The organism is Tabrizicola sp., from assembly GCF_031377265.1.
Classification (GTDB): Bacteria; Pseudomonadota; Alphaproteobacteria; order Rhodobacterales; family Rhodobacteraceae; genus JAUYQR01.
This window is the reverse complement of sequence record NZ_JANMET010000111.1, coordinates 1-20,256: the sequence shown is the minus strand read 5'-3', so window position 1 is coordinate 20,256 and position 20,256 is coordinate 1. Positions and strand designations below refer to the sequence as shown.

The 20,256-nt window shown below is 63.9% G+C and carries 22 protein-coding genes; 5 read left to right on the top strand and 17 right to left on the bottom strand.

Features of this window, described 5'->3' with window-relative positions; genetic code table 11:
* Positions 1-93: 93 nt before the first annotated feature.
* Both RMO18_RS06445 and hemC read right to left on the bottom strand, forming a co-directional pair.
* Complete coding sequence (locus tag RMO18_RS06445; protein ID WP_309664672.1) at positions 94-792, bottom strand: serine/threonine protein phosphatase; 699 nt, start codon at positions 790-792, stop codon at positions 94-96.
* Positions 793-885: 93 nt separating this feature from the next.
* Positions 886-1,836 (bottom strand): hydroxymethylbilane synthase, encoded by a 951-nt coding sequence (gene hemC / locus RMO18_RS06440; protein WP_309664671.1) that lies wholly within the window; start codon positions 1,834-1,836, stop codon positions 886-888.
* Positions 1,837-1,928: 92 nt separating this feature from the next.
* Here hemC and hemE point away from each other — a divergent pair, with 92 nt between their 5' ends.
* Both hemE and RMO18_RS06430 read left to right on the top strand, forming a co-directional pair.
* Positions 1,929-2,960 carry a uroporphyrinogen decarboxylase gene (gene hemE / locus RMO18_RS06435; RefSeq protein WP_309664670.1) on the top strand — a complete coding sequence of 344 codons (1,032 nt, stop codon included), beginning with the start codon at positions 1,929-1,931 and terminating at the stop codon, positions 2,958-2,960.
* A gap of 2 nt (positions 2,961-2,962) precedes the next feature.
* On the top strand, positions 2,963-3,865 hold the full coding sequence (locus RMO18_RS06430) for a DMT family transporter (RefSeq protein ID WP_309664669.1): 903 nt from the start codon (positions 2,963-2,965) through the stop codon (positions 3,863-3,865).
* A 10-nt stretch (positions 3,866-3,875) separates the two neighbouring features.
* Here the strand turns inward: RMO18_RS06430 and RMO18_RS06425 are convergent, their stop codons facing one another.
* The 4 genes from RMO18_RS06425 to hemF all read right to left on the bottom strand — a co-directional run bounded on the left by RMO18_RS06425 (position 3,876) and on the right by hemF (position 7,257).
* A complete protein-coding gene (locus tag RMO18_RS06425) occupies positions 3,876-5,348 on the bottom strand; it encodes an MFS transporter (protein WP_309664668.1) in 1,473 nt (490 codons plus the stop codon).
* Positions 5,349-5,421: 73 nt separating this feature from the next.
* Complete coding sequence (locus tag RMO18_RS06420; protein WP_309664666.1) at positions 5,422-5,763, bottom strand: hypothetical protein; 342 nt, start codon at positions 5,761-5,763, stop codon at positions 5,422-5,424.
* 12 nt (positions 5,764-5,775) lie between these two features.
* Entirely contained in the window at positions 5,776-6,387 is a 612-nt protein-coding gene (locus RMO18_RS06415; RefSeq protein ID WP_309664665.1) for a LysE family translocator, read from the bottom strand.
* Positions 6,388-6,396: 9 nt separating this feature from the next.
* On the bottom strand, positions 6,397-7,257 hold the full coding sequence (gene hemF, locus RMO18_RS06410; RefSeq protein ID WP_309664662.1) for an oxygen-dependent coproporphyrinogen oxidase: 861 nt from the start codon (positions 7,255-7,257) through the stop codon (positions 6,397-6,399).
* Positions 7,258-7,382: 125 nt separating this feature from the next.
* On the opposite strand from hemF, the gene RMO18_RS06405 reads away from it, so the two are divergent.
* Positions 7,383-7,775 (top strand): hypothetical protein, encoded by a 393-nt coding sequence (locus tag RMO18_RS06405; RefSeq protein ID WP_309664660.1) that lies wholly within the window; start codon positions 7,383-7,385, stop codon positions 7,773-7,775.
* On the opposite strand, the gene RMO18_RS06400 is transcribed toward RMO18_RS06405, so the two are convergent.
* From RMO18_RS06400 to clpS, 3 genes are read right to left on the bottom strand one after another with little or no spacing between them, the layout of a single operon-like run.
* Positions 7,776-8,588: an SDR family oxidoreductase gene (locus RMO18_RS06400; protein WP_309664658.1), complete on the bottom strand. Its 813-nt coding sequence runs from the start codon at positions 8,586-8,588 to the stop codon at positions 7,776-7,778.
* Between the two features lie 19 nt (positions 8,589-8,607).
* Positions 8,608-9,594, bottom strand: coding sequence for a methyltransferase (locus RMO18_RS06395; RefSeq protein WP_309664657.1), 987 nt, complete (start codon positions 9,592-9,594; stop codon positions 8,608-8,610).
* A gap of 48 nt (positions 9,595-9,642) precedes the next feature.
* Positions 9,643-9,963: an ATP-dependent Clp protease adapter ClpS gene (gene clpS / locus RMO18_RS06390; RefSeq protein ID WP_309664706.1), complete on the bottom strand. Its 321-nt coding sequence runs from the start codon at positions 9,961-9,963 to the stop codon at positions 9,643-9,645.
* A 168-nt stretch (positions 9,964-10,131) separates the two neighbouring features.
* Here clpS and RMO18_RS06385 point away from each other — a divergent pair, with 168 nt between their 5' ends.
* Together RMO18_RS06385 and RMO18_RS06380 are read left to right on the top strand one after the other, a co-directional pair.
* Entirely contained in the window at positions 10,132-10,821 is a 690-nt protein-coding gene (locus RMO18_RS06385; protein WP_309664656.1) for an HAD family hydrolase, read from the top strand.
* 256 nt (positions 10,822-11,077) lie between these two features.
* Positions 11,078-12,997 (top strand): serine hydrolase, encoded by a 1,920-nt coding sequence (locus RMO18_RS06380; protein ID WP_309664654.1) that lies wholly within the window; start codon positions 11,078-11,080, stop codon positions 12,995-12,997.
* Positions 12,998-13,150: 153 nt separating this feature from the next.
* Here the strand turns inward: RMO18_RS06380 and ccoS are convergent, their stop codons facing one another.
* The 8 genes from ccoS to RMO18_RS06340 all read right to left on the bottom strand — a co-directional run.
* Positions 13,151-13,309 (bottom strand): cbb3-type cytochrome oxidase assembly protein CcoS, encoded by a 159-nt coding sequence (gene ccoS, locus RMO18_RS06375; RefSeq protein WP_309664653.1) that lies wholly within the window; start codon positions 13,307-13,309, stop codon positions 13,151-13,153.
* Complete coding sequence (locus tag RMO18_RS06370; RefSeq protein ID WP_309664651.1) at positions 13,310-15,508, bottom strand: heavy metal translocating P-type ATPase; 2,199 nt, start codon at positions 15,506-15,508, stop codon at positions 13,310-13,312.
* 4 nt (positions 15,509-15,512) lie between these two features.
* Entirely contained in the window at positions 15,513-15,965 is a 453-nt protein-coding gene (locus tag RMO18_RS06365) for a FixH family protein (protein WP_309664649.1), read from the bottom strand.
* Positions 15,958-17,385 (bottom strand): cytochrome c oxidase accessory protein CcoG, encoded by a 1,428-nt coding sequence (gene ccoG, locus RMO18_RS06360; protein ID WP_309664648.1) that lies wholly within the window; start codon positions 17,383-17,385, stop codon positions 15,958-15,960. The genes RMO18_RS06365 and ccoG overlap by 8 nt, the downstream gene beginning before the upstream one ends.
* A 60-nt stretch (positions 17,386-17,445) precedes the next feature.
* Positions 17,446-18,324, bottom strand: a complete 879-nt coding sequence (ccoP, locus tag RMO18_RS06355; RefSeq protein ID WP_309664646.1) for a cytochrome-c oxidase, cbb3-type subunit III — start codon at positions 18,322-18,324, stop codon at positions 17,446-17,448.
* Between the two features lie 2 nt (positions 18,325-18,326).
* Positions 18,327-18,524 (bottom strand): cbb3-type cytochrome c oxidase subunit 3, encoded by a 198-nt coding sequence (locus tag RMO18_RS06350; RefSeq protein WP_309664645.1) that lies wholly within the window; start codon positions 18,522-18,524, stop codon positions 18,327-18,329.
* 11 nt (positions 18,525-18,535) lie between these two features.
* On the bottom strand, positions 18,536-19,279 hold the full coding sequence (gene ccoO / locus RMO18_RS06345) for a cytochrome-c oxidase, cbb3-type subunit II (RefSeq protein WP_309664644.1): 744 nt from the start codon (positions 19,277-19,279) through the stop codon (positions 18,536-18,538).
* Between the two features lie 12 nt (positions 19,280-19,291).
* Positions 19,292-20,256 (bottom strand): cbb3-type cytochrome c oxidase subunit I (locus tag RMO18_RS06340; protein WP_309664642.1); only part of this gene is annotated, 965 nt, incomplete at its 5' end.

Here is a 20,256-nt window from a genome sequence, read left to right as displayed (position 1 = left end):
CCATGACTTGACCAAAATGTCATTGTTCTTCGGGATAATGCTCCACGGGGGTGCGGGGGTGCGAAACCCCCGCTTCGCCGCTACAACACGCGGTTACCGTAACCGCGCCAGCGTCAACGGCACCGCCGCAAGTTCCCGCGATTGCGGGCGCAGGCGCAAGACGGCATTCGCCAGCGGCCGCAGCCACCCCAGCCAGCGAACCACCCGGCGCACCATCGGCATCACTTCAACCGGTGCCGCTGACACATACGCGTCCAGCGCTGCATCCAGTTCCGGCACGGAACCATTGGTCGCCGTCATTACGGTCTGCACGAACATCACCACATCCAGCGCCTGATGCAGACGTCCGCGCCGCGCCACCGAGAACCGCTCCAGATCAATAAACCGCGCCTGCGTCCCGTCCCAGCAGATGTCGCGGATCGCCGGTCGCCCATGCACGAACCCCGCCCGATGCAGCCGTGCCAGCGACAGGCCCGCAGCCCGAAACGCCCTCAGCCGCTCCTCCAGCGGGGCCTGCCGCAACAAAAGGTTCAGGGTCCTCCCCACATCCGACAGCACCAGAAAGTCCGGCCCATCCAGCGCAATAGGCGCCACCGGCAGGCCAACCTCACCCAGAACACGCAATCCCGTCCGCTCGGCCTCAAAGGCCGCCGCTGCGTTGCCCTTTTGCAGTCGCATCCGCAGCGGCAACACCTCAACCCGCTTCAACCAGAACCGCCGGCCATCTGGCAGGGTCAAGGATCGCACCCGTGCCGGGGCCTCCATCGACAGCCGAAAAACCAGTTCTTTCAATAGCAAAGAGGTAGCGGCCGGCATAATGTCCACCATTGACGTGTAACGCAAATGTAACAGTCTAATATCGGAATTGTAAGAAGCCGAACAGTGTCACGCCTTCTGCCAAGCGAAAAACCGCTGCGGCGCACGCGCCAGCAGATCGTCCGCCAAGGCCCTGCCAATGTTGCCCGCATCCGCCGCCAAGCCACGCCGCTCGCCCTGAATGGCCTCGGAACCATCGGGCCGCAAAATCTCGCCGCGCAGCCACAGGGTCTCACCCTCGATCACCGCCAGCCCGGCAATCGGCGTCTCGCAAGACCCGTCCAGCGTGGCCAGATATCCCCGCTCCGCCGCCAGCCGTATACCCGTCGGCCCGTCGTGGATCGCGGCCAGCAACCCCGCCACCCGGGCGTCATCCAGCCGCCGCTCCACCCCGATGGCCCCTTGCGCGACCGCGGGCAGCATCTCGTCCACTTCCACCGGCCCGCGCGCCATATGCGTCAGCCCCAGCCGGTTCAGCCCCGCCATCGCCAGAAATGTCGCCACCGCAACGCCATCTTCCAGCTTCTTCATCCGCGTCTGCACGTTGCCGCGAAACTCCACCAGCTTCAGGTCAGGCCGCCGCAGCGCCAGTTGCGCCCGCCTGCGCAGCGATGATGACCCCACCACCGCGCCCTGCGGCAATGCCGCGAGCGACGGCACCGAAGGCGACACGAACGCATCCCGCACATCCTCGCGCGCAAGGTAGCAGTCGATGATCAACCCGTCCGGCTGCACCGTCGGCATGTCCTTCATCGAATGCACCGCGATGTCGATGTCACTGGCCAGCAGTGCCTCTTCAATCTCGCGGGTGAACAGCCCCTTGCCGCCGATATCCTTCAGCGCCTTGTCAAGGATCTGGTCACCCATCACCTTGATCACGCAGATCTCGAACGCGTCCTCGGGCAGGGCAAATGCCTGCATCAGGCACCTTCGCACCTCATGCGCCTGCCACAATGCAAGCGGCGAACCACGGGTTCCGATCTTCAGGGGTTTGGCGGGGTGGGGCAAATCTTCGCTCATCTGCACAGGCTTACATCTGTCATCCTGGCCTGACAACTCTTGACAAGCGCCATCCGCCAGCCGACCCATGGGCGAAACCCGAAAGGCTGAGAATGACCGACAAAACCATCCTGCGCGCCCTGAAGGGCGAGGTCCTGCCCACCCCGCCAATCTGGATGATGCGTCAGGCGGGCCGCTATTTGCCGGAGTACCGGGCCACCCGCGCCAAGGCCGGCGATTTTCTGTCGCTGTGCTACAACCCCGAGCTTGCCGCCGAAGTGACCCTGCAACCGATCCGCCGCTACGGGTTTGATGCGGCCATCCTGTTTGCCGACATTCTGCTGCTGCCACAGGCGCTTGGCCCAAAGCTGTGGTTTGAGACCGGCGAAGGCCCGCGCATGGAAACCACCACCACCATGGGGCAGGTCAACGCCCTGAAACCGACCGAGGCGATCCACGACACCCTGTCGCCTATTTATGAAACCGTCCGCATTCTTGCCGCCGAACTGCCAAAGGAAACCACGCTCATCGGCTTTGCCGGTGCGCCGTGGACCGTGGCCACCTACATGATCGCAGGCAAGGGCTCCAAGGATCAGGCCGCTGCGCATCTGCTCAAAGACACCGACCGCCCGACATTTCAGGCGCTGATCGACCGGATCGCCGAAGCGACGGTGGAATACCTGTCGATGCAGATCAGCGCCGGGGTCGAAGTGGTAAAGCTGTTCGACAGCTGGGCAGGCTCGCTCAAGGGTCAGGATTTCCGCGATTTTGCCACCGCGCCCACCGCCCGCATCATCGCCGCCCTCAAATCCCGCCACCCGGATATCCCGATCATCGCCTTCCCGCGCGAGGCGGGGCAAGGCTACATCGGTTTCGGCCACCAGACCGGCGCCGATTGCGTTGCCATCGACAATTCCGTCAGCCCGGAATGGGCCGCAGCGAATGTGCAGATCGACGGCTGCGTTCAGGGCAACCTTGCGCCGGAACACATGGTCACCGGCGGGCAAGCGCTGGTGGCCGCCACCCAGCACGTCGCCCGCGCGTTCCGCAACGGCCCGCATATCTTCAACCTCGGCCATGGCATCACGCCAGAGGCTGATCCAGCCAATGTGCAACTGATGATCGATACGGTGCGGGCCGGGTGATCATGGGCTTTGGTTGGGTCGCGGCGACCCTGATTGCTGCCGCCGCCCAAACCGCCCGCAATGCAACCCAGGCCAGCCTGACCCGCGCCATCGGCACCATCGGGGCGACGCAGGTGCGCTTTCTGTTCGGCCTGCCGTTCGCGATCCTGTTCCTCGGGCTCGTCACCGGCATCAGTGGCCAATCGGTTCCGCCGCTTACAGCGCAGGCCCTCGGTTTTACCACCATCGGCGCGCTGTCCCAGATCGCGGCCACCGCGCTGATGCTTTTCACTATGAAATCGCAAGCCTTCGCTGTCACCACCGCCTGGATCAAGACCGAGCCAGTCCTCGTCGCCCTGATCGCGGCAGCCGTGCTGGGTGACCCGCTGACCCTGCCGATGCTGGGGGCGATTGCAGTGGCAACGGCGGGGGTTCTCGTGATGTCGTTGAAGCCCGGCGCAACCCAGTGGCACGAGGTCGGTCCGGCACTGACCGGCCTTCTGGCGGGCGTGCTGTTCGGGGCCGCTGCCATCGGCTTTCGTGGCGGCATTCTGGCGCTGCCATCAGGCGATTTCCTGATCCGTGCCACCACCATCCTTACCCTTAGCCTGGCGCTTCAGGCTGGCATCTTACTGATATGGATGGTTCTTTTTGACAGGCGCTCGCTCATCGCGTCGTTTGGTGTGTGGCGCAGTTCGCTTGGCGCGGGGTTTCTCGGTGCGCTCGCCTCGCAATTCTGGTTCATCGGCTTTTCGCTCACCTCGGCTGCCAACGTCCGCACCTTGGCGCTGGTCGAAGTGATCTTTGCGCAGGCCGTCTCGGCCTACGTGTTTCGCCAACCGGTCAGCCAACGGCAGATGTTTGGCATGGCCGTGATCGTGCTGGGTGTTGGCCTGCTGCTTGGCGCGCAGGCCAAAACGCCGTGATCTGGCGGGCCTAATCGACCGCGACAGGGGGCCTTCCGGCGATGGGCGCAGGCTTTGGCAATATCCAGACCAGCAGCGCAATCGACCCGAAGCTGATCGCCGTGCACAGCACCGCCGCCCGCAACGCACCGGCATAGGCCAGATGATCGCCCCCGGCGCGCATCAGTGACGAAAAGAACACCTCGCCCACAATCGCCACCCCCAGCGCCGCGCCAACCTGCTGCATCGACTGCAGCGCACCCGACGCTGATCCGGTATCGTGGCCCGACACATTGGCCAGCACCGTCTGGAACATCGGCGAGATCGACGTCCCAAGCCCAAGTCCGCCGATGAACAGCGGCACCGCAAAGGCCGACCAGACCACCTCGTCAACCGTGCCGCCAACCACCATGCGCAAGCCCAGCATCGCGCTCATCAGCAACAGCGCGCCCAGCGTGATCCGCTCGCGCTGCCACCGCGGGCCCAGCGGCCCCGCAATCACCGACGCAATCAGCACGCCCACCGAAAACGGCACCGTCGTCAGCCCCGATTGCAGCGGGGATAACCCGTATCCGCCTTGCAGATAGATCGCCAACACCAGAAAAAAGCTTGGCACACCGGCGAACAAAACCGCCGCAAGCCCGGTTCCGACCATGAAGTTTCGGTTGCGCATCAACGTCACCGGCACCAGTTGCGCCGCGCCGCGTGCCGCCTGCGCAAACTGCCAGCGCACGAACGCCCAAGTCATTGGCACCGATGCCGCCATCATCGCAAAGCACCACCACGGCCAGCCAACCTGCCGCCCCTCGATCAGCGGAAAAACCACCAGCAGCAGCGCCACCGCGGCAATCGCAATGCCGATGTAATCGTTCTTCATCGCCGCATCGCCTTTGACCTTCGGCAGGTACTTCAGCGCCGCAAGGATTGCGAAAACCCCCACCGGCAGGTTGACCAGAAAGATCGGTCGCCAACCCAGGCCCCAGATATCGGCACCAATCAACAGCCCGCCGGCAATCGGCCCCGCCACCGCTGCCAGACCCGCCGACAACCCGACCAGCGCAAATGCCGCCCCGCGTTCCTTGGGCGCAAACAGCACCGGCACGATGGCCAGCGTTTGCGGCGTCATCATCGCCGCCCCCGCCGCCTGCACGATCCGCGCCAGCACCAGCGTCTCGATGCTCGGCGCCAACCCGCAGAACGCCGAGCCGATGGTGAACACCGTCACCCCGGCAATGAACATCTCACGCCGCCCAATGATGTCACCCAGCCGCCCTGCAGGCAGCAACAGCAATGCAAAGAACAGGATATAGGCCGCCACGACCCATTCGATCTGGCTGCTCGTGGCGTCAAAGGCCGCCTGCATGCTGGGCAGTGCCACGTTGACGATGGTCACGTCGATCAGGTTCATGAACCCCGCAATCAGCAGCACCGCCATCGCGATCCAGCGCCCCGGAACAATTGGAAATGGCACTTGGCCCGAAGCGGGCATGGCGTTGTGTTGCATGAAACTGTCCTAGAATGCCGCGCGGCATCGCGCACAGCTTTGATATAGCCCGCAATCGCCGCGAACAATGCCGCTAAGCTTGCGTTAACATGCCGTGTACCGCCGCCACGGCCTCTGCGGCGCTTTCGGCGTCGCCAAGGTGGATCAGCACCCGCGCCACACCGCCGAACCGGATCTGCATCTCGGGCCGGATCACGACGGTCAGCCGCCCTTCGACGACATCCGCCCGCTCCACCGCGTCAAAGCCGCCGAACACCTCGTCCGTCACCTCAAACCAGACCGGCCCACCCGTCACCGGCTGGCGAAACAGCGCATAGCCCTCATCCTCGTCCTCCCCCTCGGCAAAGCCCACGAACAGTTGCCCCTCGTCCTCGACGATGGACGCATAGGCCGCCGTCATCTCGATATCCGCCATCAACCAATCTCCTCAGGTCTTCCAAACGACCCATGCCGCCACAGCCAACAGCGCCAGCGCAAGGCCCCGCCGCACCGGGCGTGTCCGGCGCGGATCGGCAAGCCAGCCTTGCGCCGCACCAGCGGCCATGACAATCGCGCTGTGGATGGCTGTGGCCACGCCCACATAAACCGCCGACAGCGTCAGCGTATCGCCCAAGCCGGCGTCAGGGGCAAGGAACCCCGGCAAGACCGCAAGGTAGAACAACGCGGCCTTGGGGTTCAGCAGATTGGTGATCAACCCACGCCGGAAATACTGGCCTAGTGACGCCGTTGGATCAACTTGTTCCGCCGGGTCGTCCGCTTCGCGCCAGGCTTCCCAAGCCAGCCACGCCAGATACGCCACACCGCACCAGCGCAACACCTGATAAGCCACGGGCGATTGTGCGATCAGCGCGTCCAACCCGAACGCTGCTGCCACCCCCAGAACCCCCAGCCCCAGCGCGACCCCGGCCACCGCAGCAAGGCCCGGCTTTCGCCCTTTGGTCGCGGCAACCAGTGCCAGATAGGCCATGTTCGGCCCCGGCGTGATCTCGATCAAAGTCGATGTCAGCGCAAAGCTTGCAAGTGTTGCAAGATCAATCACCGGGCCGCCCTAATACCACTTGGCAATCGGCGGCAGGCTCATCAGCACGGCATTGGCATCATGCCCGGTTTCCAGCCCAAACTTGGTGCCCCGATCATAGACAAGGTTGTATTCCGCATAAAGGCCACGATGGCGCAACTGCGTCTCGCGGTCGTCTTCACTGAACGGCGTGCCCACCCTGCGCTCGGTGACCGGCACAAAGGCCGGCAAGAACGCCAACCCTACAGCTTGGGTAAATGCGAAGTCCGCCTCCCAGTCGCCGGTGTTCAGATCGTCATAGAAGATTCCGCCCACGCCCCGCGCCCGGCCCCGGTGCGGCACAAAGAAATACTCATCGGCCCAGGCTTTGAACTTGGGGAAATAGTCGGGCGAATGCGCATCGCAGGCCGCCTGCATGGCACCGTGAAAATGCGCCGTGTCTTCAGGGTATTCGATCGCCGGGTTCAGGTCCGACCCGCCGCCGAACCATGCCGCCCCCGGCGTCCAGAACATCCGCGTGTTCATGTGCACTGCCGGGGCATGCGGGTTGACCATATGCGCCACCAGGCTGATGCCGCTGGCCCAGAACCGCGGGTCCTCGGCCATGCCCGGCACGCCGCGCGCCGCCATCGCCTTTTGCGCCCGCTCGCCCAGCACCCCGTGCACTTCGGATACGTTGACGCCAACCTTTTCGAACACCCGCCCACCGCGCATCACGCTCATCAGCCCGCCGCCACCATCGGCGCGAACGGTGGGCGTAACCTCGAACCGGCCCACGGCACCTGTCCCATACCGATCCTCAAGCCCCTCGAACGCCTCGACAATCTGGTTCCGCAGGGTGCGAAACCACGCTGCCGCGCGCGTCTTGCGGGTGTCAAACGGATCGGTCATCACTTGCCTCCCAAAATCAATTGAGCCATGCCTACCATTCCCGCGCCGGGCTTTCCAACAGGACATTTGGCACCGTAACGTCAAGGGTTTACCCTGCGCCCACAGCCTCAGCCCCGAGTCGCCCGATGAAACGCTTTGCCCTGCCCGTCCTTGCCCTTCTTGCCGCCTGCGGAACCCCGCAGGAACAGTGCATCAACCGCAACACCCGCGACCTGCGCACCGTAGACCGCCTGATCACCGAGACCGAAGGCAACCTTCAGCGCGGCTATGCCTATGAACAGATCACGATCTCGACCCCGACCTGGGTCTATTGCGATGTGCCACAGGTTCCCGAAGGCGAAGTCCAACCCCCGCCGCGCATGTGCCTTGACGAGGTGGAGGAAACGATCACCCGGCCCAAAGCCATCGATCTGGCCGATGAGGCGAAAAAGCTTGAGGGCCTGCAAGCCAAACGCAAACAACTGGCCAAGGCAGCCGCCCCGGTGATCGCGCAGTGCAAGGCCGAACACCCGGAATGATCAGTGCGCCGGGGCGCTTACCGGGTCGATCAGGCTGCGCCCGCCATCCACCGTCAGCACCTGCCCGGTGATGAACCCGGCCGCGTCCGATGCCAGAAACTGCACCGCCTCGGCCACCTCGCCCGGTGATGCAATCCGGCCCAGCGGCGTGCCCCCGGTGATCTGGTCGCGGAAATCGGGGTTGTCCTTCAGCGCCGTCTGCAAACTGGCGCTCATCACGCTGCCAAAGGCCACGGCGTTGACGCGGATGCCCTTCGGTGCCAGCGCCACGGCCATCGACCGGGTCATCTGGTCAATCGCCGCCGACGCAATCGAATAACCCAACAGTTCCGGTCGCGTATGCTGCGCGGTGATCGACGAGATGTTGATGATCGACCCAAGGATCGTGCCAGGCTCCGCGTCGGCCTTCGCACCATGCTGGATCATCCGCTTCGCGGTCATCTGCGTCATCCGCAGCGCGGTCAAAAGGTTCTGATCCCACAGTTCTTCGACCGCGTCGGCATCCGGGTTCAGCACCTCCGACAGCGTTACCTTGCGGCTGGCATTCACCAGAACATCCACGCGGTCAAACGCATCCATCGTCGCCGACAACAGGTTGGCGATGGTCAGCTTTTGCGTCAGATCGCCCGCGAACATCCGGATGGTACGCTCGGCCCGCGCCTCTTCGCCGACCTCGTCCTCAAGCCGTGCCTCGTCGATGTCGGCGAACATCACATTCGCCCCCTTGTCGACCAGATGCCGCGCGATGGCGAGGCCAAGGCCATTCGCGGCCCCGGTCACGATGGCCGTCTTGCCGGATACGGAAAATGACATCAGCTGGCTCCGAATTCTGTCACGGTTTCGCTCGCTTGGGCTTTTTGGCGCGGATCACGCGGAAGGTTCCGTCACCGGCCATTTCCTCGACATCAAGGAACAGCGCGGTCAGCACCGCATCATAAGGCAGATGCCGGTTTGCAACCAGCCACAGCACCCCGTCCGGCGCAAGCATCCGCCGAGCCGCGGTGATGAACGCCGCGCCAAGGCCCGCGTCCGCATCGCGCCCGGTATGGAAAGGCGGGTTGCAAACCACCGTTTCCACAAGGTTTTCCGGGCGAAACGTGGTGGCATCGGCCCAGTGGAACCGCACCCTATCGTCAACGATGTTGACCCGCGCGCACTCCAGCGCCGCCGCCTCCGCCTCGACCAAATCCAGCCGCTTCACGCCATCCCGCGCCAGAACCGCGCGCGCGAGGTAGCCCCAGCCCGCCCCCAGATCTGCCACTTTCGGCCCGAGCTTGGTCGGCAGCGCTGCGGCAAGCATGACCGACCCCCGGTCCGGCGCATCGGCCGAAAACACCCCCGGCAGGGTCTGAAACCCGCCCTCGATGATGGTTGGCCGTGCCGCCCAATCTTCCAGCCCCGGCCCGGCGGCAAAGCTTGCCAGCTTGCCATGCGCCTTTGAAAGGCTTTCGGACAGCGCCACCCGCTTGCGCAGATCCTTCAGCACCGCATCCACGCCATCGGTCTTTTGCCCGTCGACGATGACCCGGCCTCCCGGCACCACCTCAGCCGCCGCCTGCGCGATAAGCGCCCGCGCCTCGGCCTTGGCGCGCGGCAGGCAGACCAACGCCGCTGCATAGGGCGCCGCTGGCTCCACGGCATAGCCACGCGCAGCGAAATGCTCGACATCGGGCCTGAAGCCGGTCAGCACCACCACCCGTTCTTTCGGAAGATCGGACAAATCATCGCCGACGCGGGGCCGGAAGACGGCCACCGGCCCTTCAGGCGGCAACGTCACTGCGCCGGTATCCAGCGCCAAATTCAGTCGGGATGATCGCATGGGCAGGCGCAAAAGCGCCCCTGATTCCTTATGGGTGGCTTGAAGACGCTACTCTTTTTCCATCGTACATTGCAGCGGATGCTGATGACGCCGGGCAAAATCCATCACCTGCGCCACCTTGGTTTCCGCCACTTCGAAGGAAAACACGCCAACCACCGCCAGCCCCTTCTTGTGCACCGTCAGCATAATGTCAAAGGCCTGCGCATGGTTCAGGCCAAAGAACCGCTCCAGCACATGCACGACAAACTCCATCGGCGTGTAATCGTCGTTCAAAAGCATCACCTTGTACAAAGGCGGACGCTCCGTCTTGGTCTTTGTCTTGGTCAGCAGCGATGTGTCCTGTCCGGGACCATCCGTCTTGTCGGACATGTTCAGTGGACGTTGCGACACGAGGGGTGGCTCCGGAATGGCAGATTCGGGGGTCAGACACATATCCGCTCAATATAGCTGGTTTTGCTGTGGCGAAAAGGGGGCCGTCAGACGACCATTGCGCACATCGCTGTGTCCATGCACAGACTTGGTCGAAAGGGGCCCGCGATGCTGACCACGATCGGTTTCGATGCAGACGATACGCTGTGGCACAACGAGGCGTTCTTTCGTCTGACGCAGGATCGTTTTGTCAACCTGCTGGCCGATCACGCCGATGCAGGCCAATTGCATGACCGACTGCTTGCCGCTGAACACCGCAACATCGGGCAGTATGGCTTTGGCGTCAAAGGCTTCACCCTCTCGATGATCGAAACCGCAATCGAGGTGACTGAAGGTCGGGTTCCCGCGACCGTGATCGGCGAACTGATCGCTGCCGGGCGCGAAATGCTGGAACATCCGATCGACCTTCTGCCACACGCCCGCGCCACGGTGACGACGCTTGCGGCCCGCTACCGTGTGGTCCTGATCACCAAAGGGGACCTTCTGGATCAGGAACGCAAACTGGCGCAATCGGGTCTTGGTGATTTGTTTCACGGCGTGGAAATCGTGTCCCACAAGACCGCCGCATCGTACACGTCGATCTTTGCCCGCCATGGAACCGGGGCCGATCAGGCGATGATGGTAGGCAACTCTCTCAAATCAGACGTGATCCCCGCGCTTGAGGCTGGCAGCTGGGGCGTACACGTCCCGCACGGCGTCACTTGGGTGCTGGAATTTGCCGATCCGCCCACCGCCCATCGGCGCTTTCATGCAATCGCCGATCTCGGGGCACTTCCGGACCTGATTGAACTGCTTTAGACGGCATCTACAGATAGCGTCACCTGTCGCAAAAGACCCCAGATGTGGCCATTCTTGATGGGGGTGCAGCATCCCTGCAACTAGGTGAGGTATTCCCCCAAAGCCATTGTAATTTGTGGGTTTTCGGATTGTGAAGCCTGTGCTAGCCTCGACCATGAGGCAGAAAATCGACACCGGGAATCCGGGTCGGACAGTCAAAGGGACCAGCGACGTGGTATCGCTTATCGGGCGGATTCTCCGTTTCACCATCATATTGATGATCGGCATTTTGCTGTTTGTGCCCGCGCAGGCGGCACCCTTTGCAGCCATCGTGATCGACGCGCGCACCGGCGAGACGTTGTATGAAAAGAACGCCGACGCCCGGTTGAACCCGGCGTCGCTGACCAAGATGATGACGCTCTACATCACCTTTCAGGAAATCGAGGCTGGTCGCTTGTCGCTCGACAGCAAGATCACCGTATCCAAACACGCCGCCGGACAGCCGCCTTCGCGCCTTGGGCTTAAGCCGGGGCAAAAGATCGCCCTGCGCTACCTGATCCGCGCCGCCGCCGTCAAATCCGCCAACGACGCTGCCACCACAATCGGCGAGGCCATCGGCGGCACCGAGGCCGCCTTCGCCAAACGCATGACCCGCACCGCCAAGCAGCTTGGCATGACCAACACCACCTTCCGCAACGCCAACGGCCTGACCGCCGAAGGCCACCTGTCCTCGGCCCGTGATATGACCACGCTTGGCCGCCATCTATTCTACGATTTTCCGCAGTATTACAACATCTTCTCCCGCCGCACCGCCGATGCCGGCGTAGCTGAAGTGCGCAACACCAACTCGCGTTTCCTCGACGCCTACGAAGGCGCTGACGGCATCAAGACCGGTTACACCGGCGCTGCCGGCTTCAACCTCACCGCCTCGGCGCAGCGCGGAAACAAGCGCATCATCGCAACGGTGTTCGGCGGCGCGTCCACAGCTGCCCGCAACGCCAAGATGATAGAGTTGATGGATCTCGGCTTTGGCATCGCCAAGAACCGCGTCGACGAACAAAAGCCGGTGGCGCCAGAGGCCCCCACTGACGCCCTGATCGCCTCGGCCGAGCCTGAGATCGACGTGCCCGATGCCGAAGGCGGCTCCGCCAAGACCCTGCGCATTTCCGGCGCCGTGAGTGTCTCGCCGCGCCCCAAGCCGCGCCCCAGCACCCCACAGGTACCCGATGACATAGCCATCGCGATGGCTGAAAGCATCGAGGGCGCACTTGCCGAAGCAACCGCCGAGTCTGCCCCCGAAGGCACCCTAGACTTCCAGGCCGAGGCCATCGCCGCCGCCCCCACCGACGCCGAAACCGATGCCGCAGTGGCACTTGCCCTGGCAGAAGCGCCAACCGAAGCCCCCGCCGGAACGCTTGACGCACAGGCCATCGCCCTCGCCGACGACACTCTGCCGGAAATGCCCGCAGAAGAAGCCACACTTGACGCCGAAGCCGTCGCCGTCGCCGAAGGCACCCTGCCCGAAACGGGCTCCGATGGCACGCTTGACGCCCAGGCCCTCGTCATCGCCGATGCCACCCCCACCGACCCCCTGGAAGACTCCCCCCTCGCCGCCCTGAAGCCTCCGGCCCGCCCTGAGGATCTGCCCAACAATAGCCCCGCCGACGCTCCCGTAGAGCTCGCCGTTGCCGAACCGCAGCCCACCCCGGAGCTCGTCATGACCGACGCCGGTGAACCGCTGGCCGAAGACATCGCCCTCGCAGACACGACCGATGCCTTGCCCGAGGTGACCGATGTGGAAACCGTTGCCGGCGCAGCCAATGCCACCCCGCCCCCGACCGAACTCGCCACAGCCATGATTACCACCCCGCGCAAGGCCCCGATCTTCGACAGCGCCGAACCCGCGCTTGAAGAACCCGCCGCCGAAGACCAGGAGGTCGTCGTCGTCATGTCCACCTCCGGCGGTCGCCATTTCGGGGTCAATGTCGGCAACTTCCCGTCGCGTTACGATGCCGAACGCGCACTCCTGAAAACCGCCCTGGCCGAAAGCGCCACCCTGAACGATGGCCTGCGCAAGATCAGCCAGAAAGATGGCACCTGGCACGCCAACTTCATGGGGCTGACCGAGGATCAGGCAGACCTCGCCTGCCGCCGCCTGCACGCCCGCGCCATCCCCTGCGAAACCCTGTCGCCCTGATCCACCAGGCGACCGAATTCAAGACCAGCGCGCCGATCCCAGGTTTGCTCTTTGTCCAAATACTCAAAACCGGAGCCAAGCGGCCCCGGCCGCGCAGGCGACAGGACAGCCGTGCCGCCTGCCCCTTCGGCAGGCGGCTCCACTTGAAAACCGTCAGGGTTTGGGGTGCTCGTCCCAGTCCTTGGTCAGGATCCGGTTCGCATCCCCCTCGGGGTCGTCAAACTGCTTGGTCTTCATCGCCCAGAAAAACGCCACCAGCCCGACACCGCCCAGAAACAGCGACACCGGGATCAGGATGGCCAGAATCTCCATCTACTTCAACCGCATCGCGTTCAACGACACGGTGATCGACGACAGTGACATCGCCAGTGCCGCCGCCAGGGGCGTTGCAGCACCCACCAGCGCCAAAGGCACCGCCACCACGTTGTACCCGCCCGAGATCACGAAGTTTTCCACCATCCGCCGCACCGCCTGACGGCTGATCCGGACCGCATCCGCGATCGGCGCCATGTCCTGGCCCAGCAGCACGATATCGGATGCCACCCGTGCTGCATCCAGCGCCGATGCCGGGCTGATTGACACATGCGCCGCCGCCAGCGCCGCGGTATCATTCAGCCCGTCACCCACCATCAGAACCTTGCGCCCCGCCGCCGAAAGCGCCGCCACCCGCGCCGCCTTTTCTGCCGGCAACACACCCGCCGACCAATCCTCGATCCCCAACCGGCCCGCCAGATCGGCCACCGCACCCGGCGCGTCGCCCGACAGCAGCACAATCCGCATGCCCGCCTTGCGCAACGCCGACACCGCCACCTCTGCCCCCGGCCGCAGCGCATCGGCAAAGGTGAAGGGCAACACCGCGCCCCCCATGCTCAGATAGCTTGCCGTCACTGGCAAGACTTCGGCCCCGCACCATTCCGCCCGGCCCAACCGCACCCGTTTGCCCTGCCAGACGCCTTCAATGCCGTAGCCCGGCACCTCGTTCACTGCGCCAACCACCGCAGGTTCCAGCCCCGCAGCCCTTGCCGCCGCCACCAGCGACCGCGCCAGCGGATGCGACGACCCCGCCGCCAGACCGGCGGCCACGGCCACGGCCTCATGCGGCTGGCTGTCAAGGTTCGTCACCCCCGGCACCCCCATCGTCAAGGTTCCGGTCTTGTCGAACACCACCGTGTCGACCTCGGCCAGCCGCTCCAGCGCCGTTCCCGCCTTGATCAGCAGACCCTTGCGAAACAGCCGCCCGCTGGCCGATGTGACCACCGCAGGCACCGCAAGCCCCAGCGCGCAGGGGCAAGTGATGATCAGCACCGCTGCCGAGATGTTGATGGCATAGCGCACATCGCCGCCCGTCGCCCACATCCAGTAGCCAAAGGCGCTGAATGACAGGATATGCACCAACGGCGAATACAGCTTCGCCGCCCGGTCCGCCAAACTGGTGTAGCGCGTCTTCGCCCCTTCGGCGACCGCAACCAGATCGGCCATCCGGTGCAGCGAACTGTCCTTGCCCGCCGCCGTCACCCGCAGCGTCAGGGGTCCGGTCAGGTTCACCTCACCGGCGCTGACCACAGTGCCCTCGCCCGCGAAGACCGGCAGGCTTTCGCCCGTCAACAGGCTTCGGTCCACCTCTGACGCACCCTCGACCACCACGCCGTCCACCGGCATCCGCCCCCCGGGCCGCACCAGCACCAGATCGCCCGCCAGCACAGCGGAAATCGCCCGCACGTCCTCGACCCCACCCGCCAGCACGGTCGCGCGCGGCACTTCCAGCGCGGCCAGCTCCTCCGCCGCCGACCGCGCCACCGCGCGGGTGCGGTGGTCCAGATAGCGCCCCAGCAGCAGGAAAAACGCCAGCATCACCGCCGCGTCGAAATACGCCTGTTCCCCTGACATCGACGTCTCGTATAGCGAGATCGTGCTTGCCAGGATCAGCGCCAGCGAAATTGGCACATCCATCCCCAGCCGCCCGGCGCGCAAAGATGCCCAGGCAGATTTGAAGAACGGCTGACCGACGAAAATCACCGTCGGCAGCGCAATCGCCGCCGAAATCCAGTGGAACATGTCGCGCGTCGCAGCCTCGGCCCCTGACCAGACGGCCACCGACAACAGCATCACATTCATCATCGAAAAGAACGCAACCCCCAGCCGCATCAGCAGATCGCGCCCTTGCCGGTCCGTCTCGGTCGTGCTCAGCAAACCGGGGTCCAGCTCATGCGCCTCCTGCCCTTCGGCCGCCAGCACACCGATCAACTGCGCCGCCGTGACATCGGGCGAGGCGTCCACACTCACCCGCTTGCGCGTCAGGTTCACCCGCGCCGACCGCACCCCCGGAATGGTGGACAGCGCCGATTCAACGGCGGAAATACACGTCGCGCAGTGCGCCAACGGCAGTGACAGCATGATGCGCGCCGCAACCGGTTCCGCCAGTGCCGCCAGCCGCTCGGCGCTTGGCACCACGGCGCAGGCCGGGCAGGCCGACATCCGGCTCGTTTCGGGAAAGCTTTCCGCCAGCGCCATCGCCTCAGCCCTTCACTTGCAGTTCCGAGCGTTGTTCAAACAGCGTGCCATCCGCCGATTTGGCGGTCACCTTGACCATCCACTTGCCCCGCGCCAGCGGCACGTCCGCCTCATACCCGGTGCCAACCGCTGCAAACACCGGCCAGACATCGTCCTTGGCTTCAGTCGTGCGGCCCACCAGCACCTGCAGATCGCTCACCGCCATCGGCACCCCGTCGCGGTCGACAAACGCCAGCGTCATCCGCCCGCCCTCATACGCCGGCTGCATCTGCCAGCCCAAAGCTTCCTGCGCCGCCTTGCGGTCGTCGAACCCCTGGCTCGCGACGTAGGAGTTGTCGACCTCCAGCCCCGGAAACGTGCTGACCGCCTTGAACGCCAGCACCATATTCACCCCGATGATCACCGCGAACGCCCCCGTGGTGATGAAGAACACATGCCGCCCGGTCAGTTCAGTCATCGCCGTCTTCCTTGCCATTGAATACCGTATCCAGATGCGCCCGGTTGGTGGACCCCACCTCTTCGACCCATAGCCGCACGTCGGACCGATCATCCCCCGCCGCCTCGGACCCCGCTGCCGCCGTCAGATAGACCCGCTGCGTCGCTGTCTCATTGGCCGGAACCGTCACGATCAGACCCTCGGCGCCTTCCAGCGACAGGGTGACAAATTCTTCTGACGTCACCGAAATGCCGAACTGCTGGTCATCGCCAGACTTGTTGCGCAGCCGCAGGTCATAGGCGTTGCGGATGCTGCCATCCGACAGTGTCACATAGGTCGGGTTCCGCACCGGCGTCACGTTGATGTCGATGGGCGATCGCAGGAACAGCGCCACCACCAGCCCGACCCCAACCCCGGCCCACAGTACCGTGTACATGATCGTCCGGGGCCGGAACACATGCGCCCAGACACTTTTCGCAGGCTGCCCCGCGCGTTCGCGCACCTCGTCGGTCAGCGCCATGTAGCCGATCAGGTCGCGCGGCTTGCCGATCCGGTCCATCACGTCGTTGCACGCGTCGATGCACAAGCCGCAAGTGATGCAGGCCATTTGCTGACCGTTGCGAATATCAATCCCCATCGGGCAGACGTTGACGCAGGCCATGCAGTCGATGCAGTCGCCGTTGCCCGCCACATCCTGCTTGCCACGCGGCTCTCCCCGCCAGTCGCGGTAGCCGATGGTCAGGGTATCTTCGTCCACCATCGCGGCCTGGATGCGCGGCCATGGGCAGGCGTAAATGCAGATCTGTTCACGCGCAAAGCCGCCAAAGGCAAAGGTTGTCCCGGTCAGGATGGCAATGGTGATATAGGCCACCGGATGCGCGCTGCCGGTCAACAGGTCGCCCAAAAGCGTCGGCGCATCAGTAAAGTAAAACACCCACGCCCCCCCGGTGCCCAGCGCGATCAATAGCCACACCGTCCACTTGACCGCCCGTTTGCGGGCCTTCTCGGCGTTCCAGGCCTGCCGATGCAGGCGCAGCCGCGCGTTGCGATCACCCTCGATCCAGCGTTCGACCAGAATGAACAGGTCGGTCCACACCGTCTGCGGGCAGGCATAACCGCACCAGACCCGGCCCGCCGCACTGGTGAACAAAAACAAGCCCAGTCCGGCCATGATCAGCAACCCAGCCACGAAGTAAAACTCGTGCGGCCAGATCTCGATCATGAAGAAAAAGAACCGCCGCCCCGCCATGTCGATCAGCACCGCCTGATCCGGCAAGTTCGGTCCCCGGTCCCAGCGCAGCCATGGCGTGATGTAGTAAATCCCGAGCGTCACCGCCATGATCCACCACTTCATCGTGCGGAACGCACCTTTCACCCGGCGCGGAAAGATCGGCTCGCGCGCCTGATACAGGCTCGGTGTGTCGGTGTCTGGTTGGGTCACGAAAGGCTCCGGCAGGTCAAATGGGGGATGCCGGGCGGATGATGCCGCCCGGCGCATTGGTCACTCGCCGCCCCCCCGGCTGTGCACATAAAACGCGACAGCGCGAATGTCATCTTCGCTCAGCCGCTTGTTCCAGTTCGGCATCACCCCGAACCGCGCATTCGTGACAGTGTAGGTGATCGCCTCGCGCGTGCCACCGTAAAGCCAGATCGCATCGGTCAGCTTGGGCGCGCCTTGTGTCCGATCTCCGGCGCCATCTTCCATGTGGCAGGCGGCGCAGTTCTCGGCAAAGACTGTGGCGCCTGCCTCTGCGGCAACGGCGTCATGCTCCTGACCCGAGATCTTCAGCACATGTTCCACAACCTGCCCGATCTGCGTGGCATCCAGCAGTTCGTCGACACCATACTTCGGCATCTCGGAATAGCGCGCGTCGGGGTCGGTCGTATTGCGGATGCCATGGGTGATGGTCAGGTGGATATCCTCCATCGTCCCGCCCCACAGCCAGTCATCGTCCAGAAGGTTCGGGTATCCCTTGCCAACAAAACCCGCCGCACCTGACCCGTGACAGGTGGTGCAGTTGGTGCGAAACACCGCCGCGCCAGCCCGTTCCGCGTAGCCCGCAAGATCGGGGTCAGACCCGATGGCATTCAGATCAGCTGCCACCAGCTTTGCCTTGATGGCAGAATTGGCCGCATCGAACCGCTCGATCTCAGCTGCCACATCGGCACGGGTCGATCCGCCGATCACCCCCGGAGTTGCCCCGGTGATCAAGGGCCAGGCCGGATACGCCACCGTGTAACCAATCCCCCAGACGATGGTCGCATAGAATACCCAGACCCACCAGCGCGGCAGCGGGTTGTTCAACTCCTCGATCCCGTCCCACTGGTGGCCGGTCGTTTCCACCTGCCGCGGTTCTTTCTTAACTTGCTTGGCGCACATGATTACGCCTCCTTCCGGTTGGTGGCTGGGGGGTCTTCCGCAGGACGCTCGTCATTGCGAAAGATCGACTTGGCCACCTCCTCATGGGTGGTTCGGCTGCCCGGACGAAAGGCCCAGACACACAGCGCCAGAAAGCCCAGCGTCATCGCCAGCAAGAACCAGCTGTCGGCCATGTGGCGCAGGAACGTATAGATCTCCATGTTCCCCTCCCTTACCGGTTCGCCACGGGCGTGAAGGTCGAGAAATCGACCATCGTGCCCAGCACTTGCAGATAGGCGATCAGCGCGTCCATCTCGGTCAGTTCGGGCTTGCCGTCAAAGTTGCGCACATTGACTGCGGTGCCGAAGGCGTCTGCGCCATAGCGTTCCTCAACACCGGAACTGTCGCCCAGCGGATCGGCCTGTGCCGTCATGTCTGCCAGACCGTTTTCCACCATCGCATCGGTGTAAGGCACCCCCACCATACGGTGCGTGGCCATCACATCTTCGATGTACTTGCCGTCGATCACTGCGTTGGCAAGGAACCCGTAAGGCGGCATCACCGATTCAGGCACCACACCGCGCGCATAGGTCAGATGGTCGACATGCCATTCATCCGAATAGCGCCCGCCCACCCGCGCCAGATCAGGCCCGGTGCGCTTGGACCCCCACTGGAACGGATGGTCGTACATGCTTTCCGCAGCAAGGCTGTAGTGGCCATACCGCTCCACCTCGTCGCGCATCGGGCGGATCATCTGGCTGTGACAGTTGTAGCAGCCCTCGCGGATGTAGATATCCCGTCCGGCCAGCTCCAGCGGGGTATAGGGGCGCATCCCGTCCACCTTTTCGATGGTGTTCTCCAGGTAGAACAGCGGCACGATCTGCACGATCCCCCCGATGGTCACGACCAGAAGGCTCAGCACCATCAGCAGCGTCGCATGCGTCTCGATTGCCTTGTGTTTGTCAAGAATACCCATTGTCCCGCCCTCTCATTCCGCCGGGACTGCCGAGTGCTGCGTCGCCCGTTGGGGCTGCGCACGCACCGTCATCCACAAGTTGTAACACATGATCAGCGCGCCCATCAGGAACAGCCCCCCGCCCAGCGCCCGCACCACATACATCGGGAACTTCGCGGCCACCGTGTCGGCAAACGCGTTCACCAGGAACCCGTTCGCATCCACTTCGCGCCACATCAGGCCCTCCATGATCCCGGTGACCCACATCGAAGACGCGTAAAGCACGATCCCGATCGTCGCCAACCAGAAGTGCCACGACACCAGCGTCAGACTGTAAAGCCGCTCGCGGTTCCACAGCTTTGGCACCAGGAAATACAGCACGCCGAAGGTGATCATCCCGTTCCAGCCCAAGGCGCCGGAATGCACGTGCCCGATGGTCCAATCGGTGTAATGCGACAACGAGTTCACCGCCTTGATCGACATCATCGGCCCTTCGAAGGTGCTCATCCCGTAAAAGCCGATGGACACCACCATCATCCGGATGATCGGATCGGTGCGCAGCTTGTCCCAGGCGCCCGACAGCGTCATCAGCCCGTTGATCATGCCACCCCAGCTTGGCATCCACAGGATCACCGAGAACACCATGCCAAGCGTCGAGGCCCAGTCCGGCAGCGCGGTGTAATGCAGATGATGCGGCCCGGCCCAGATGTAGAGGAAGATCAGCGCCCAGAAGTGGATGATCGAAAGCTTGTAGCTGTAGATCGGCCGTTCCGCCTGTTTTGGCACGAAGTAGTACATCATCCCAAGAAAGCCGGCGGTCAGAAAGAAGCCAACGGCGTTGTGGCCGTACCACCACTGCACCATCGCATCCTGCACACCGGAATAGACCTGCACCTGCGCTGACCCGAAGATCGACACCGGGATTGCCGCGTTGTTCACCAGATGCAGCATGGCAACGGTCAGGATCATCGACAGCAGGAACCAGTTCGCAACGTAGA

Excerpts from the sequence above, each read along its gene's own strand:
- hemC (WP_309664671.1), bottom strand. The coding sequence starts at position 1,836 with ATGAGCGAAGATTTGCCCCACCCCGCCAAACCCCTGAAGATCGGAACC.
- hemE (WP_309664670.1), top strand. The coding sequence starts at position 1,929 with ATGACCGACAAAACCATCCTGCGCGCCCTGAAGGGCGAGGTCCTGCCC.
- RMO18_RS06430 (WP_309664669.1), top strand. The coding sequence starts at position 2,963 with ATGGGCTTTGGTTGGGTCGCGGCGACCCTGATTGCTGCCGCCGCCCAA.
- RMO18_RS06425 (WP_309664668.1), bottom strand. The coding sequence starts at position 5,348 with ATGCAACACAACGCCATGCCCGCTTCGGGCCAAGTGCCATTTCCAATT.
- RMO18_RS06420 (WP_309664666.1), bottom strand. The coding sequence starts at position 5,763 with ATGGCGGATATCGAGATGACGGCGGCCTATGCGTCCATCGTCGAGGAC.
- hemF (WP_309664662.1), bottom strand. The coding sequence starts at position 7,257 with ATGACCGATCCGTTTGACACCCGCAAGACGCGCGCGGCAGCGTGGTTT.
- RMO18_RS06405 (WP_309664660.1), top strand. The coding sequence starts at position 7,383 with ATGAAACGCTTTGCCCTGCCCGTCCTTGCCCTTCTTGCCGCCTGCGGA.
- RMO18_RS06400 (WP_309664658.1), bottom strand. The coding sequence starts at position 8,588 with ATGTCATTTTCCGTATCCGGCAAGACGGCCATCGTGACCGGGGCCGCG.
- RMO18_RS06395 (WP_309664657.1), bottom strand. The coding sequence starts at position 9,594 with ATGCGATCATCCCGACTGAATTTGGCGCTGGATACCGGCGCAGTGACG.
- clpS (WP_309664706.1), bottom strand. The coding sequence starts at position 9,963 with ATGTCCGACAAGACGGATGGTCCCGGACAGGACACATCGCTGCTGACC.
- RMO18_RS06385 (WP_309664656.1), top strand. The coding sequence starts at position 10,132 with ATGCTGACCACGATCGGTTTCGATGCAGACGATACGCTGTGGCACAAC.
- RMO18_RS06380 (WP_309664654.1), top strand. The coding sequence starts at position 11,078 with ATGATCGGCATTTTGCTGTTTGTGCCCGCGCAGGCGGCACCCTTTGCA.
- ccoS (WP_309664653.1), bottom strand. The coding sequence starts at position 13,309 with ATGGAGATTCTGGCCATCCTGATCCCGGTGTCGCTGTTTCTGGGCGGT.
- RMO18_RS06370 (WP_309664651.1), bottom strand. The coding sequence starts at position 15,508 with ATGGCGCTGGCGGAAAGCTTTCCCGAAACGAGCCGGATGTCGGCCTGC.
- RMO18_RS06365 (WP_309664649.1), bottom strand. The coding sequence starts at position 15,965 with ATGACTGAACTGACCGGGCGGCATGTGTTCTTCATCACCACGGGGGCG.
- ccoP (WP_309664646.1), bottom strand. The coding sequence starts at position 18,324 with ATGTGCGCCAAGCAAGTTAAGAAAGAACCGCGGCAGGTGGAAACGACC.
- RMO18_RS06350 (WP_309664645.1), bottom strand. The coding sequence starts at position 18,524 with ATGGAGATCTATACGTTCCTGCGCCACATGGCCGACAGCTGGTTCTTG.
- ccoO (WP_309664644.1), bottom strand. The coding sequence starts at position 19,279 with ATGGGTATTCTTGACAAACACAAGGCAATCGAGACGCATGCGACGCTG.